Origin of the sequence: Streptomyces sp. NPDC059455 (assembly GCF_042750115.1) — a bacterium.
Taxonomy (GTDB): domain Bacteria; phylum Actinomycetota; class Actinomycetes; order Streptomycetales; family Streptomycetaceae; genus Streptomyces; species Streptomyces endocoffeicus.
Genome location: NZ_JBHYVB010000266.1, coordinates 1 through 13,165, shown reverse-complemented (window position 1 = coordinate 13,165; position 13,165 = coordinate 1). Strand labels below are relative to the sequence as shown.

Below are 13,165 nucleotides of genomic sequence, written 5' to 3'. Positions count from 1 at the left end.
GCTCGGCGCGGGTGCGCCGTGGATGGGAGGAGCGTAGGGCGAACTAACCGGTGGTGGCGAAACCGGTTGTGTAGAATCCGCTGTTCGCCCCCGTACCTTGGGGCCATAAACCCCGCCCCCCCCCCCCCCCGCGTCTCGTTCAGCCCTTCTTCTGGGTGAGCGCCGCTGCCATCTTCGTCAGCTGCCCGTACGACGCCGTCCCGGTGACCACCGTGGTCACGCCCGGCTCCGTGCGCACCAGCGCGTCGTACTTGTCGCCGTCGTAGCGGACCCAGTCCTTGCCGTCGATCCGCTGCGTCCGCTTGGTCTCCCGCGCCTGCTGGGTGACCTCCTCCACGAACGGCACGGGCTTGCCGTCGCTCTGCTCGACCGCGATGTACTCCTCGTTCTGGTCGAGGAAGCCGAGGTGCCAGAGCGCGCCGTCCTCCGCGGCGGCCGGGCGGTAGGTCACCGAGGTCGCGCGCCAGCCCTTGGGCAGGGTCCCGGGATCGGGGGCGGCCACCGGGTACGGGGCGGCGCGGCGGGCCGTGGCCAGTTCCACGCGGTAGTTCACCGTCTTCACTCCGGCGCCCTTGGGGCCCTCGTCATGCGGGATACCGAAGAGGTAGATGGCCGCCGCGACGACGCCGATCGCCGCCAGCGACAGCACCATGTCCCGGACCGTCTCTTTGCCACGCATACCTGCCACGCCCCCTATCGTCCCTCATGGGGTCGCCGCACCTCGCAACAGGGCCGCGCTCATGCGTGGGGCTATCTGCTCACTTAGCCAATCAGCGGATAAAGTCATGAACACCCTCACCCTCCTGGTCCCCGCTCGCGGGGCGGAGGGGCCCTCACGGTCCGTCGCCGTACAGAAAGGTGCGCTCCGATGACCGAGCACCATCTCCCGTCCCAGCTAGAGGTCAGCCCCGAAGCTCCCGATCGCAACCTCGCCCTGGAACTCGTCCGGGTCACCGAGGCGGGTGCCATGGCCTCCGGACGCTGGGTGGGCCGCGGCGACAAGAACGGCGCCGACGGCGCCGCCGTCAAGGCCATGCGTTCCCTCGTCCACACCGTCTCGATGAACGGCGTCGTCGTCATTGGAGAGGGGGAGAAGGACGAGGCCCCGATGCTCTTCAACGGTGAGCGCGTGGGCGACGGCACCGGCCCGGAGTGCGACGTGGCCGTGGACCCGGTGGACGGCACCACGCTCACCGCGAAGGGCATGGCCAACGCCGTCTCCGTCCTCGCGGTCGCCGAGCGCGGCACCATGTTCGACCCGTCGGCCGTCTTCTACATGGACAAGCTGGTCACCGGCCCCGACGCCGCCGAGTTCGTCGACATCACCGCGCCCCCCGGCGTGAACATCCGCCGGATCGCCAAGGCGAAGAAGTCCAGCCCCGAGGACGTCACCGTGGTGGTCCTGGACCGCCCCCGTCACGAGGGCATCGTCAAGGAGATCCGGGAGGCGGGCGCCCGGATCAAGTTCATCTCCGACGGCGATGTGGCCGGCGCGATCATGGCCGCGCGCGAGAGCACCGGTGTGGATCTGCTGCTGGGCGTCGGCGGCACGCCGGAGGGCATCATCGCGGCCTGTGCGATCAAGTGCCTCGGCGGCACCATTCAGGCCAAGCTGTGGCCCAAGGACGACGAGGAGCGGCAGCGCGCCCTCGACGCGGGCCACGACCTCGACCAGGTCCTGGAGACGGACGACCTGGTCAGCGGCGACAATGTGTTCTTCGTCGCGACCGGCATCACCGACGGGGATCTGCTGCGCGGGGTGCGGTACCGCGCGGAGACCGCCACCACCCAGTCGCTGGTCATGCGGTCCAAGTCGGGGACGATCCGGCAGATCGACTCCACCCACCGGCTGGCCAAGCTGCGCGCCTACGCCTCGGTCGACTTCGAACGGCCGAGCTGAGCGAGGTGACAGCGGCGTTCAACCGAGGCGGCGTTCAACCGACGCCGCATCGCAGCCTCTGCATGACAGACGCCGCATGACAAGGGCCGGGTCCCGCCTCCCGGCGGTGCCCGGCCCAGGTCCCGAAGAGTTCAGCCGGCGGCGGCGACCCGCACCGCGCGCTGCAGCTCCGCCTCCCGGCGCCGACGGCGGGCCAGCACGACCCGGCGCTCGGCCGCGGTCAGCCCGCCCCACACTCCGTACGGCTCGGGCTGCAGCAGTGCGTGCTCCCGGCACTCGACCATGACCGGGCAACGCGCGCAGACGCGCTTGGCGGCCTCCTCCCGCGACAACCTGGCAGCCGTGGGCTCCTTGGAGGGAGCGAAGAACAGCCCGGCCTCGTCCCGTCGGCACACCGCCTCCGAGTGCCAGGGGCCGGCCTGATCCCGCGCGGGGACGCGCTGCGGGGGCACGGCGGCTTCCAGCAGGGGCTGATGCGGTTGCAGCACGGTCTACTCCTGACGACGGCTCCGGTGGTCACCCTTGCCCGCCTCGAGGTGTACGGCCCCGTTAGCACCCCCATCAGCCGTACGAGAGACGATGCACCAAGCCTTACCCGCTGTGCGCGCGCTTATGCACACCGTTGTCCCACCCGGAACTTCCCCGTGCACACCCCTTCTTCAGGGCTTATGCTCGCAGGTTCTTCAGCCGCTTACCCCGCTTGGGCCTGGCCTCCACACCGCCGAAGACGGCGAACCCGGTGACGTGGATCACCGGTGCGTCGGGATCCTGCGCCTCGTACGTCGTGACGTCGAAACCGCCGAGGATGCCCGCGCCCGAACCGCGCAGCGAGACGTTCTCCGGGACCTTGATATCCACCCCGCCGAAAGCGGCCACGACATGGATGACGATCTCCTGCTGCTCGAAGACCGCCTCGGTCAGATCGATCTCGACGCCGCCGAAGATCGCCAGGGCGTTCGTACGGCGCCTGACCCGCCAGCGGCCCTTGCGCGTCGAACCGCCGAAGACCGCCACCAGGTTCTCCGACTCGGGGAGGGAGCGCGGCCACCCCGACTCCGCGTCGCGCGCGGCGGCGGAGGCGGTGCCGCGGGTGGGAGCGGTGGGCAGATCGCGCACCAGGGGCTCCAGCTCGCCGAGGGTCTTGGCGCGATACACCGCGTCGATCCGCTCGGCGTGCTCCTCCGGCTGGAGCCGCCCCTCGGCGAGGGCCTCCCGCAGGATGTCCGCGATCCGGTCGCGGTCCGCGTCGGACGCGCGGAGCTCCGCCTCCGCGACGGGCGCGGGCGCGGCAGAAGCGGGCGCCGGGGCCGACGCGGCCTTGGGAGCCGGAGCGGGGGCGGATTTGGTCAAGGGCACGGGCTGCTGCTCATCCACGGGCTCAGCGTACCCAGTCGCGATAGATCGCGACTAGGGGACGATCCCTGGAGTCTCCCTGATCCTCCCCTACCGGGCCCTGCCTCTGCTACTGAGCCCTACCTCACAGGCCCTCTCCCGCGGTCCCGTTCTACGCTTATGGACGCGCTGTCGACGAAGTCAGCCCAAGCCCTGTCGAGTGAGGAATGGCCGCGATGCCCCCCGTCTCCCGCCCTGCCCACCCTGGTTTCGCCTATTCGGACCTGCTGCCCCTGGGAGAGGACACCACGCCGTACCGTCTGGTGACCTCCGAGGGCGTGAGCACCTTCGAGGCCGATGGGCGCACCTTCCTGAAGGTCGAGCCGGAGGCGCTGCGCAAGCTCGCGGCCGAGGCGATGCACGACATCTCGCACTATCTGCGCCCCGCCCACCTCGCCCAGCTGCGCCGCATCCTCGACGACCCCGAGGCCAGCGCCAATGACCGCTTCGTCGCGCTGGACCTGCTGAAGAACGCCAACATCGCGGCCGCCGGGGTGCTCCCGATGTGCCAGGACACCGGCACGGCGATCGTCATGGGCAAGCGCGGGCAGAACGTGCTCACGCGGGGCGGTGACGAGGAGGCCCTCTCGCGCGGTGTCTACGACGCGTACACCAAGCTCAATCTGCGGTACTCGCAGATGGCCCCGCTGACCATGTGGGAGGAGAAGAACACCGGCTCGAACCTGCCCGCGCAGATCGAGCTGTACGCGACCGACGGCGGTGCCTACAAGTTCCTCTTCATGGCCAAGGGCGGCGGCTCGGCCAACAAGTCCTTCCTCTACCAGGAGACGAAGGCGGTGCTGAACGAGGCGTCGATGATGAAGTTCCTGGAGCAGAAGATCCGCTCGCTGGGCACGGCCGCCTGCCCGCCGTACCACCTGGCGATCGTGGTCGGCGGCACCAGCGCCGAGTACGCGCTGAAGACCGCGAAGTACGCCTCCGCGCACTACCTGGACGAGCTGCCCGCTTCGGGCTCGCCGACCGGCCGCGGCTTCCGCGACAAGGAGCTGGAGGAGAAGGTCTTCGAGCTGACGCAGAAGATCGGGATCGGCGCGCAGTTCGGCGGCAAGTACTTCTGCCATGACGTGCGGGTCGTACGGCTGCCGCGGCACGGCGCCTCCTGCCCGGTCGCGATCGCGGTCTCGTGCTCCGCCGACCGCCAGGCGCTCGCCAAGATCACGCCGGAGGGCGTCTTCCTGGAGCAGTTGGAGACCGACCCGGCGCGCTTCCTGCCGGAGACGACGGAGGAGGAGCTGGTCAAGGGCGCGGGCCCGGACCTGGACGCGGTCGCCGTCGACCTCGACCGGCCGATGGACGAGGTGCTGGCCGAGCTGACCAAGCACCCGGTCAAGACCCGGCTCTCGCTGACCGGCACGCTGGTGGTGGCCCGGGACATCGCCCACGCGAAGATCAAGGAGCGGCTGGACGCGGGCGAGGAGATGCCCGAGTACCTGAAGAACCACCCGGTCTACTACGCGGGCCCGGCCAAGACCCCCGAGGGCTATGCCTCGGGCTCCTTCGGGCCGACGACGGCGGGCCGGATGGACGCGTACGTCGAGCAGTTCCAGGCGGCGGGCGGCTCGAAGGTCATGCTGGCCAAGGGCAACCGCTCCCAGCAGGTCACCGACGCGTGTGCCGCGCACGGCGGCTTCTACCTGGGCTCGATCGGCGGCCCGGCGGCGCGGCTGGCCCAGGACTGCATCAAGAAAGTCGAGGTCCTCGAGTACGAGGAGCTGGGCATGGAGGCGGTCTGGAGGATCGAGGTCGAAAACTTCCCGGCGTTCATCGTGGTGGACGACAAGGGGAACGATTTCTTCCAGGACCCGGCGCCCCAGCCGACGTTCACCAGCATACCGGTGCGGGGTCCGGGCGTGGCCTAACGCCTGCGGGGCGGCGGGGGCGTGGATGCGCCCCCGCCGCCCTTACCCGTCCCATCCCGGGGGCTCCGCCCCTGGGTCCCCGTCCGGCCCGGGACGGGCCTTGTCCTCAAACGCCGGACGGGCTGGATTAGCCGGGCCTGGGCTGGGGGCTGGGATAGGGGCCTGGCCGGGGCTTGCTCTCAAAGGGGCGGTCAGCCCCGCAGCGCCGCCTCGAAGGCGCCGGGGCGCTGGGTGACGCCGCTGCAGCGGGAGTTGGGGGCGACGTCCGCGGTCGGTTCGGGGGCCGCGGCACCGGCCGTGGGGGCGGTGGGGGTGGCGGACCGGGTCATCTCCGGGGTGCACGGCTGGTCCCGTTCGGCGGACCACATCGACAGCCGTCCGACCCCCTTCTCCGCGGCGAACCGCGCCAGACCGGACGCGTCCTCCAGCGTGAAGGTCTCGCCGGTGACGTCGTTGACCCCGATCATCGGCGTCACGGCGAGGATCTTCCAGGCGGCGGCGTCGGACATGCCGAACACCTCGCGGATCCGGGCCTGGGCGGCGGTGGCCGCCTGGACGGCGTAGTCGCCCATGTCGCCGGTGTGGTCGCCGCTGTAGTTCATCGCCATGATGTTGACGCCCGAGAGGATGACCCCCTCCTGTTTGGCGGCCTCCAACTGGGCGACGCCCTGCGGGGTCAGCCCGTCCGGCATGGCGGGCAGGGTGAAGGAGATGTTCAGGCCCTCGTGGGTGCGCTGGATCAGCGCGAGCGCCTGGGCGCGGCGGGCGGCCGCCTCGGGGTTGGCGAGCGCCTCGCCCTCGAGATCGAAGTCGATCCTGGCGGCCTGGTAACGCTCGATCACCTCGGCGTACGCGGAGGCGAGTTCGGGGACGTCGGTGCAGACGGTGGCGAGATCGGTGCCCTCGGCGCCGCCGAAGGAGATCCGTACGTCGCCACCGGCCCGGCGGACGCCCTCGATCCGGTCCTCCAGCCCCTGGTCCTCCAGCGAGGTGCCGCCGTCCCACACCGGGGCGCAGCCGTCGCCCGCGATGACGAAGCCCAGCGAGAACTCCTTGACCCCGCGCGACGCCGCGGCGGCCATGTCATAGCCGGAGTCCGACCAGGCGTTGACGTACGGCACGAACTCGGCGGGCTGGCGCGCCGCGGGGGACTGTGACGCCCGGGGCTGTGAGGGCGCGGCGTGCGGCTCGGGCGAGTGCTTCTGGTGTCCCGCCCATACGGCGATGGTGGCGCAGACCACCGCGCCGGCCAGGGCGATTCCGCTCATGCGGGGGCTGGCCCTCATGGCTCTGGCTCCTCCTTGTGGTCCGGTACGAGGCGCCGGGGGCCGGTGCCGCCCGTGCCGTTCTCCCCGTCAAACCTCGCATATTCGGTGAAGCCTACTGAACTATGACACACCGCATGTTTGACTTATGTGTCGCATATCGTATTTTCTGCCTTAACCTCTTCCGTATGGATCCTCAGTCAGATGTGGCCGAGCGCGCGCCTTCGCGTCCCCTCCGCGCTGACGTGGCCCGGAAGGGGCCCGTGTTCGTGGACCTGTCCGGGCGCCGTGGCCGGGTGGTACGGCATGTGGGCGTCGTCGCGGGAGCCGCCTGCCTCGGCTATTCGGCGGTCCTGGGGTTGGCCTACGCGGGCGGTACGCCGTTCGCGCCGCAGACGCTGATCCCCGGACATCCCGTCTCCACCGAGGCGTTCGACCGGGGGCCGAAGCACACCCCCGAGGGGCGTTCGGGACCCTCCGAGTCGCATGAGCGGCGTGCCGCGCACGCGTACGGCTACGAGGACGGGTACGGGGACGACGAGTACGGGCCGACCGACCGTCAGCACCGGCGCGAGCGCCACGCCTCGGGCCGCCCGGACCACCGGGACGCCCGGCAGCCCGTCGCCCTGCCCCCCATCACCACCCGGCCACGGCCCGCGCCTCCGCAGCCCGGCCCGCCCAAGGCCCCCCGCGCGGCGCCGCGGCACTCCCCCGCGCACCACCGCCCCGGCGGCCCTGACTCCGCCGCCGGGTACCGACCCGGCAAACACCACAAGGCCGGCCACACGCCGTCACATCCGGCCGCCCACCCGCCCGGCAAACGGCCCACGGGCGCGTCCCACACGCCGTCGAAGCAGCACCACGCCGGAGCCGAGTCGCCCGCCGAGGGCTCCGGCCACCCGCAGGCCCCCGGCCACACCACGCGGCCCGGCCACGCCGCGTCCCCTCACAAGCCCCAGTCCCAGAAGCCCCCGCAGGCCGATACGCCCAAGCCCCCCAAGGGGCCCGCCGGAGGCGGCACCCCGGCCGATGGGCCGGGCGCCCCCAAGGCCGAGGGCGAGGCGCCATGAGCGGCGGCAGACCGCCGAGGCTGCCGCGGCCGCGCCGCCGGCTCCCCGCGCCCCGTCAGGGCGGCGCGCCCCGTACGGTGTTCCGCCTGACCGGCTCCGGCCGCCGCGCCACGCACCGCACGGGCGGCCCCGGAGCCAGGGGCAGACTCAGGCTCAGGCTCACGGGCGGAATCAAGCTCACCGGCAGGCTCAGGAGCAGGCTCCGTACCGTCAAGCTGCGCAAGCTCCGCACCCGCACCCGGATGGTGCTCGCCCTCGCGACCCTGCTCGCGCTGGTGTGCACCCTGCTGCTGGACGGCTATCTGCACGCCGAGGTCGGCAACGATGCCCGGGTGTACCGCTCACACGCCTCGCGCACCGTCCCCGACCGGCTGCGCAAGGGCGGCCCGGTGATCACCTTCGACCACCGGGGAAAGGCCACCGAGCACATCATCCCGTCCAAGACCATCGCGATGACCTTCGATGACGGCCCGGACCCGCGCTGGACCCCGGAGATCCTCGACGTGCTGCGCCGCCACAAGGTGCGGGGGACCTTCTTCGTACTGGGCCAGATGGTGATCCGCCATCCGGAGCTGGTCCGCCGGATGCGGGCCGCGGGCCATGAGGTCGGGGTGCACACCTTCTCCCATGTCGACCTGTCGTACCAGGACAAGGGGCGCATGGACCGCGAACTGGCCCAGTCCCAGCTGGCCCTGGCCGGTGCGGCGGGCATCACCAGCTCGCTGTTCCGGGCGCCGTACGCCTCCAAGGTCCGCGCGCTGGACGACCGCACCTGGCCGGTGCAGCAGCACATCGGCTCCAAGGGCTACATCAGCGCGTTCGTGGACACCGACAGCGAGGACTGGCAGCGGCCCCCGGTGAAGGAGATCGTCCAGAACGCCACCCCCGAGGGCAGGAAGGGCGCGTCGGTGCTCTTCCACGACGCGGGCGGCAACCGCGCGCGGACCGTGCGGGCCCTGTCGCTGTACATCGAGCGGATGAAGAAGAAGGGCTACTCCTTCACCACGGTCACCGGCGCGCTCGGCGCCCACAGCGCCAACCACCCGGCGCGCGCCCTGCCGGTCTGGGAGGGCCGGGCGCTGATCTGGGCGGCCGGGGTCAGCCACAGCGCACTGCCGTTCCTGATGGGGCTGCTGGGCCTGGTGGGCTTCTCGGTGATCGGGCGGCTGCTGCTGATGGTGGTCCTCGCCTGGTGGCACCGCCGCTCCCGGGCGCGGCGGCGCTGGAGCCGGGTGCAGGAGGTCACCGATCCGGTGAGCGTGATCGTGCCCGCGTACAACGAGAAGGAGTGCATCGCCAACACCCTGAAGTCACTGTCCGCCTCCACCCACCCCATCGAGATCCTGGTCGTGGACGACGGCTCCACCGACGGCACCGCCGATATCGCCGAGGCGATGGGGCTGCCCAACGTACGGGTGCTGCGCCAGGCCAACGCGGGCAAGCCCGCGGCCCTCAACCGCGGCATCGCCCACGCCAGTCACGAGCTGATCGTGATGATGGACGGCGACACCGTCTTCGAGCCCACCACCATCCGTGAGCTGGTGCGCCCGTTCGCCGACTCACGGGTGGGCGCGGTGGCGGGCAACGCCAAGGTCGGCAACCGGGGGAGGCTGATCGGCGCCTGGCAGCACATCGAGTACGTGATGGGCTTCAACCTCGACCGGCGGATGTACGACCTGCTGCGCTGCATGCCCACCATCCCCGGCGCGATCGGCGCCTTCCGCCGCCGGGCGCTGCTGGACGCCGGGGGCATGAGCGCGGACACCCTGGCCGAGGACACCGACATCACCATCGCCCTGCACCGGGCCGGCTGGCGGGTGGTCTACCAGGAGCACGCCCGCGCCTGGACCGAGGCGCCCAGCTCCCTCGGCCAGCTGTGGAAGCAGCGCTACCGCTGGTCCTACGGCACCATGCAGGCGCTGTGGAAGCACCGCCGCTCGCTGATCGACCGGGGGCCCTCGGGGCGGTTCGGGCGGGTGGGGATGCCGCTGGTGGTGCTCTTCCAGATCCTCACCCCGCTGTGCGCGCCGCTGATCGACCTCTTCACCCTCTACGGGGTGATCTTCCTGGACCCGGTGCGCTCGCTGCTGGCGTGGGCGGCGCTGCTACTGGTTCAGCTACTGGGCGCGGCGTACGCGTTCCGGTTGGACCGGGAGAACTACCGGGCACTGGCCGTACTGCCGTTGCAGCAGATCGCCTACCGCCAGTTGATGTATCTGGTGCTACTGCACTCGTGCGTCACCGCGGCCACCGGTGCCCTGCTGCCGTGGCAGAAGCTCAAGCGCACCGGCGAGGTGGAGACCCCGCGGGCGCCCGAGGCCGTACGGTGACCGGGCTCACCAGTTCGGCTCAGCGGGCGCGGGAACACGGCGTGGCGTGAAGACGCTGTGCTGGACGGAGGTGTCCCCATGACCGACGAGAGCCACCGCGACGACAGCCCCCAGGAGGGCTACCGCATCGAGCACGACTCGATGGGAGAGGTCAGGGTGCCCGCGCACGCCAAGTGGCGCGCCCAGACCCAGCGGGCGGTGGAGAACTTCCCCGTCAGCGGGCAGCGTCTGGAGCGGGCGCACATCCAGGCGCTGGCCCGGATCAAGGGCGCGGCCGCCCTGGTCAACGCCGAGCTGGGCGTGGTGGACAAGGACGTCGCCAGGGCGATCTCGGAGGCGGCGGCCGAGGTCGCCGCGGGCCGCTGGGACGACCACTTCCCGGTGGACGTCTTCCAGACCGGCTCCGGCACCTCGTCCAATATGAACACCAACGAGGTGCTGGCCACCCTGGCGAGCGACCGCCTGGGCCGCCCGGTACACCCCAATGACCACGTCAACGCCAGCCAGTCCTCCAACGACGTCTTCCCGTCCTCCCTCCACATCGCGGCCACCGCGGCCGTCACCGGCGATCTGATCCCGGCCCTGGCCCATCTGGCGGAGGCGCTGGAGCGCAAGGCCGCCGAGTTCGCCGAGGTGGTCAAGGCGGGGCGGACCCATCTGATGGACGCCACTCCGGTGACCCTCGGTCAGGAGTTCGGCGGCTACGCGGCCCAGGTGCGGTACGGGATCGAGCGGCTGCGCGCCTCGCTCCCCCGGCTGGCCGAGCTGCCGCTGGGCGGTACGGCGGTGGGCACCGGGATCAACACCCCGCCCGGGTTCGCCGCCGCCGTCATCGCCGAGCTGACCCGCACCACCGGGCTGCCGCTGACCGAGGCCCGGGACCACTTCGAGGCGCAGGGCGCGCGGGACGGGCTGGTCGAGACGTCCGGGCAGCTGCGGACCATCGCGGTCGGCCTCACCAAGATCGCCAACGATCTGCGCTGGATGGCGTCGGGCCCGCGCACCGGGCTCGCCGAGATCGCGCTGCCCGATCTCCAGCCCGGCTCGTCGATCATGCCGGGGAAGGTCAACCCCGTGATCCCCGAGGCCACGCTGATGGTCGCGGCGCAGGTCACCGGCAATGACACCACCGTCGCCACGGCCGGGGCCGCCGGGAACTTCGAGCTCAATGTGATGCTCCCGGTGATCGCCAAGAATCTGCTGGAGTCGATCCGGCTGCTGACCAATGTCTCGCGGCTGCTCGCGGACCGCACGATCGACGGGATCACCGCCAACGCCGAGCGGGCCCGGGAGTACGCGGAGTCCTCGCCGTCCGTCGTCACCCCGCTCAACCGCTACCTCGGCTACGAGGAGGCGGCGAAGGTGGCCAAGCGGTCGCTGGCGGAGCGCAAGACGATCCGCGAGGTGGTGCTGGAGTCGGGCTATGTGGAGCGCGGACTGCTGACGCTCGACCAGCTGGACGAGGCGCTCGACGTCCTACGCATGACACATCCTTAGCCGGGCGTTGGCCCCCGGTTGCGTCATAGGTCACGGCATCGCGGCCCGTGCGCACCTAAGATCTGCTCATGACAGCGGACATCGTGGAGACGACGGGGACGGCGGACACCGCCCGGTGGGCACCGGGCGACCACATTCTGTGGCGTTATCGGGCCAACGCCTCCCACGTCATCCACATCTGCCGTCCCGTGACCGTCGTCGAGGACACCGCGGAGCTGCTCGCCGTCTGGCTCGCCCCCGGCACCGTCTGCGTCAAGCCGCAGCTCACCGACGGCACCTCGGTGCACCACGAACCGCTGTCCACCCGGTACACCAAGCCGCGGACCACCGCGCGGTCCCAGTGGTTCGGCACCGGTGTGCTGAAGCTGGCCCGGCCCGGCGAGCCGTGGTCGGTGTGGCTGTTCTGGGACCACGGCTGGCGATTCCGCAACTGGTACGTGAACCTGGAGGAGCCGCTGGTCCGCTGGGACCGCGGAGTGGACTCCGAGGACCACTTCCTGGACATCGCGGTCTACGCCGACCGCAGCTGGGAATGGAAGGACGAGGACGAGTTCGCGCAGGCGCAGCGGGCCGGGCTGATGGGTCCCGAGCAGGCGGAGCGGGTCCGGGCCGCGGGGCGGGCGGCCACGGCGGCCATCGAGTCCTGGGGAGCGCCCTTCCGGGACGGGTGGGAGAACTGGCGGCCCGACCCCACGTGGTCCGTGCCCGCGCTTCCGGCGGACTGGGGCCGTACGGACAAGAAGCACACCTCGGCACACTCGAGGTCATGAACCTCTTGTCGTGTCCCAGTGTTTCAAACGTAGGATCGTCGTCCGGAACACTGCCCATGCGGGACAGCCAGACGCCGGCGCAAGTCACGGGCGATGCGCAAGATCTGACGTAATGTCACAGAAGGGGCGGAGTCGTGAGCGGTGAGGACGAGCAAGGGGACGGTTACGAGGGCTACGAGGACTTCGACCGCCTCGCACTGGACCGCAGCGGTCAGGCGGAAGCCTTCGACCACATCGGCGACCGCTACGACGACGCCTTTCCGCACAAGGAGGGCCAGATCGACGCCGGCCGCTGGCTGGCCGAAACGCTTCCGCCCGGCTCCCGGGTGCTCGACGTCGGCTGCGGCACGGGACTGCCCACGGCCCGTCAGCTGGTCGACGCGGGGCACGAGGTGGTCGGGATCGACATCTCCCCGGGGATGCTCAAGCTGGCCCGGGACAATGTGCCGGAGGCCACCTTCCACCATGTGGACATCGTCGATCTGCGGGTGGGCGGCCGGTACGGCCCCGGAGGCCCCCGGGAGCTCGGCCCCTTCGACGGCATCGCCGCCTACTTCACGCTGCTGCTGCTGCCCCGCCCGGAGATCCCGTACGCGCTCCGGACCCTGCACGCCACGCTCAGACCCGGGGGGCTGCTGGGGCTCGCCATGGTGGAGGCGGACATCGACGACTTCCCCATTCCGTTCCTCGGCAACTCGGTCCGGGTATCCGGTTATCTGCGGGACGAGCTGCGCCAGGCCGTCCGCGATGCGGGCTTCGAGGTCGCCGGGGAGGACTCGCACGCGTACGCCCCGGCCAGCACGGACGTACCACCCGAGATCCAGCTCTATCTGAACTGCCGACGACGTGCCTGACACTCGGTGCGCCCCCCCGACGCCGGGGCCCCGCCCCCGGGCGGTTGTAAACCCCCCGGGGAGGCGCCCCCCACCACCCACACCCGGCGGCCGGCGGCCCCCCAAGCCCCCCGCCCCCGGGGGGGCCCGCCCGCGCGCCCGCGGGGATGGGGCGCGCCGCCGGCCCGCCCCCGGGCGGGGGGGGGGCCCGCGCCGACCGGACCCACG

The 13,165-nt window shown here is 71.4% G+C and carries 11 protein-coding genes; 7 read left to right on the top strand and 4 right to left on the bottom strand.

Going from position 1 to position 13,165, the window contains the following annotated elements:
* Nucleotides 1-139 precede the first annotated feature (139 nt).
* Nucleotides 140-679, bottom strand: coding sequence for a DUF4245 domain-containing protein (locus tag ACFXB5_RS48180; protein WP_201855324.1), 540 nt, complete (start codon nucleotides 677-679; stop codon nucleotides 140-142).
* Between the two features lie 189 nt (nucleotides 680-868).
* Between ACFXB5_RS48180 and glpX the strand changes: the two genes are divergently transcribed.
* Complete coding sequence (gene glpX / locus ACFXB5_RS48175) at nucleotides 869-1,900, top strand: class II fructose-bisphosphatase (protein WP_020868721.1); 1,032 nt, start codon at nucleotides 869-871, stop codon at nucleotides 1,898-1,900.
* A gap of 131 nt (nucleotides 1,901-2,031) precedes the next feature.
* On the opposite strand, the gene ACFXB5_RS48170 is transcribed toward glpX, so the two are convergent.
* Nucleotides 2,032-2,388 carry a WhiB family transcriptional regulator gene (locus ACFXB5_RS48170; RefSeq protein WP_020868722.1) on the bottom strand — a complete coding sequence of 119 codons (357 nt, stop codon included), beginning with the start codon at nucleotides 2,386-2,388 and terminating at the stop codon, nucleotides 2,032-2,034.
* Between the two features lie 178 nt (nucleotides 2,389-2,566).
* On the bottom strand, nucleotides 2,567-3,274 hold the full coding sequence (locus tag ACFXB5_RS48165; RefSeq protein WP_385220990.1) for a DUF1707 domain-containing protein: 708 nt from the start codon (nucleotides 3,272-3,274) through the stop codon (nucleotides 2,567-2,569).
* Between the two features lie 194 nt (nucleotides 3,275-3,468).
* Between ACFXB5_RS48165 and ACFXB5_RS48160 the strand changes: the two genes are divergently transcribed.
* Nucleotides 3,469-5,172 (top strand): fumarate hydratase, encoded by a 1,704-nt coding sequence (locus ACFXB5_RS48160; RefSeq protein WP_385220987.1) that lies wholly within the window; start codon nucleotides 3,469-3,471, stop codon nucleotides 5,170-5,172.
* Between the two features lie 191 nt (nucleotides 5,173-5,363).
* On the opposite strand, the gene ACFXB5_RS48155 is transcribed toward ACFXB5_RS48160, so the two are convergent.
* Nucleotides 5,364-6,458 carry a chitinase gene (locus ACFXB5_RS48155; RefSeq protein ID WP_385220984.1) on the bottom strand — a complete coding sequence of 365 codons (1,095 nt, stop codon included), beginning with the start codon at nucleotides 6,456-6,458 and terminating at the stop codon, nucleotides 5,364-5,366.
* A gap of 167 nt (nucleotides 6,459-6,625) precedes the next feature.
* On the opposite strand from ACFXB5_RS48155, the gene ACFXB5_RS48150 reads away from it, so the two are divergent.
* The 5 genes from ACFXB5_RS48150 (at nucleotide 6,626) to ACFXB5_RS48130 (ending at nucleotide 12,958) form a co-directional block, all read left to right on the top strand.
* Nucleotides 6,626-7,507 carry a hypothetical protein gene (locus tag ACFXB5_RS48150; protein WP_385220981.1) on the top strand — a complete coding sequence of 294 codons (882 nt, stop codon included), beginning with the start codon at nucleotides 6,626-6,628 and terminating at the stop codon, nucleotides 7,505-7,507.
* Nucleotides 7,504-9,837 (top strand): bifunctional polysaccharide deacetylase/glycosyltransferase family 2 protein, encoded by a 2,334-nt coding sequence (locus ACFXB5_RS48145; protein ID WP_385220978.1) that lies wholly within the window; start codon nucleotides 7,504-7,506, stop codon nucleotides 9,835-9,837. Before ACFXB5_RS48150 ends, ACFXB5_RS48145 begins: the two co-directional genes overlap by 4 nt.
* A gap of 78 nt (nucleotides 9,838-9,915) precedes the next feature.
* Entirely contained in the window at nucleotides 9,916-11,334 is a 1,419-nt protein-coding gene (locus ACFXB5_RS48140; protein WP_385220975.1) for a class II fumarate hydratase, read from the top strand.
* 68 nt (nucleotides 11,335-11,402) lie between these two features.
* Nucleotides 11,403-12,104, top strand: a complete 702-nt coding sequence (locus ACFXB5_RS48135) for a DUF402 domain-containing protein (protein WP_385220972.1) — start codon at nucleotides 11,403-11,405, stop codon at nucleotides 12,102-12,104.
* Nucleotides 12,105-12,238: 134 nt separating this feature from the next.
* Nucleotides 12,239-12,958, top strand: coding sequence for a class I SAM-dependent DNA methyltransferase (locus ACFXB5_RS48130; protein ID WP_385220969.1), 720 nt, complete (start codon nucleotides 12,239-12,241; stop codon nucleotides 12,956-12,958).
* Nucleotides 12,959-13,165: the final 207 nt, after the last annotated feature.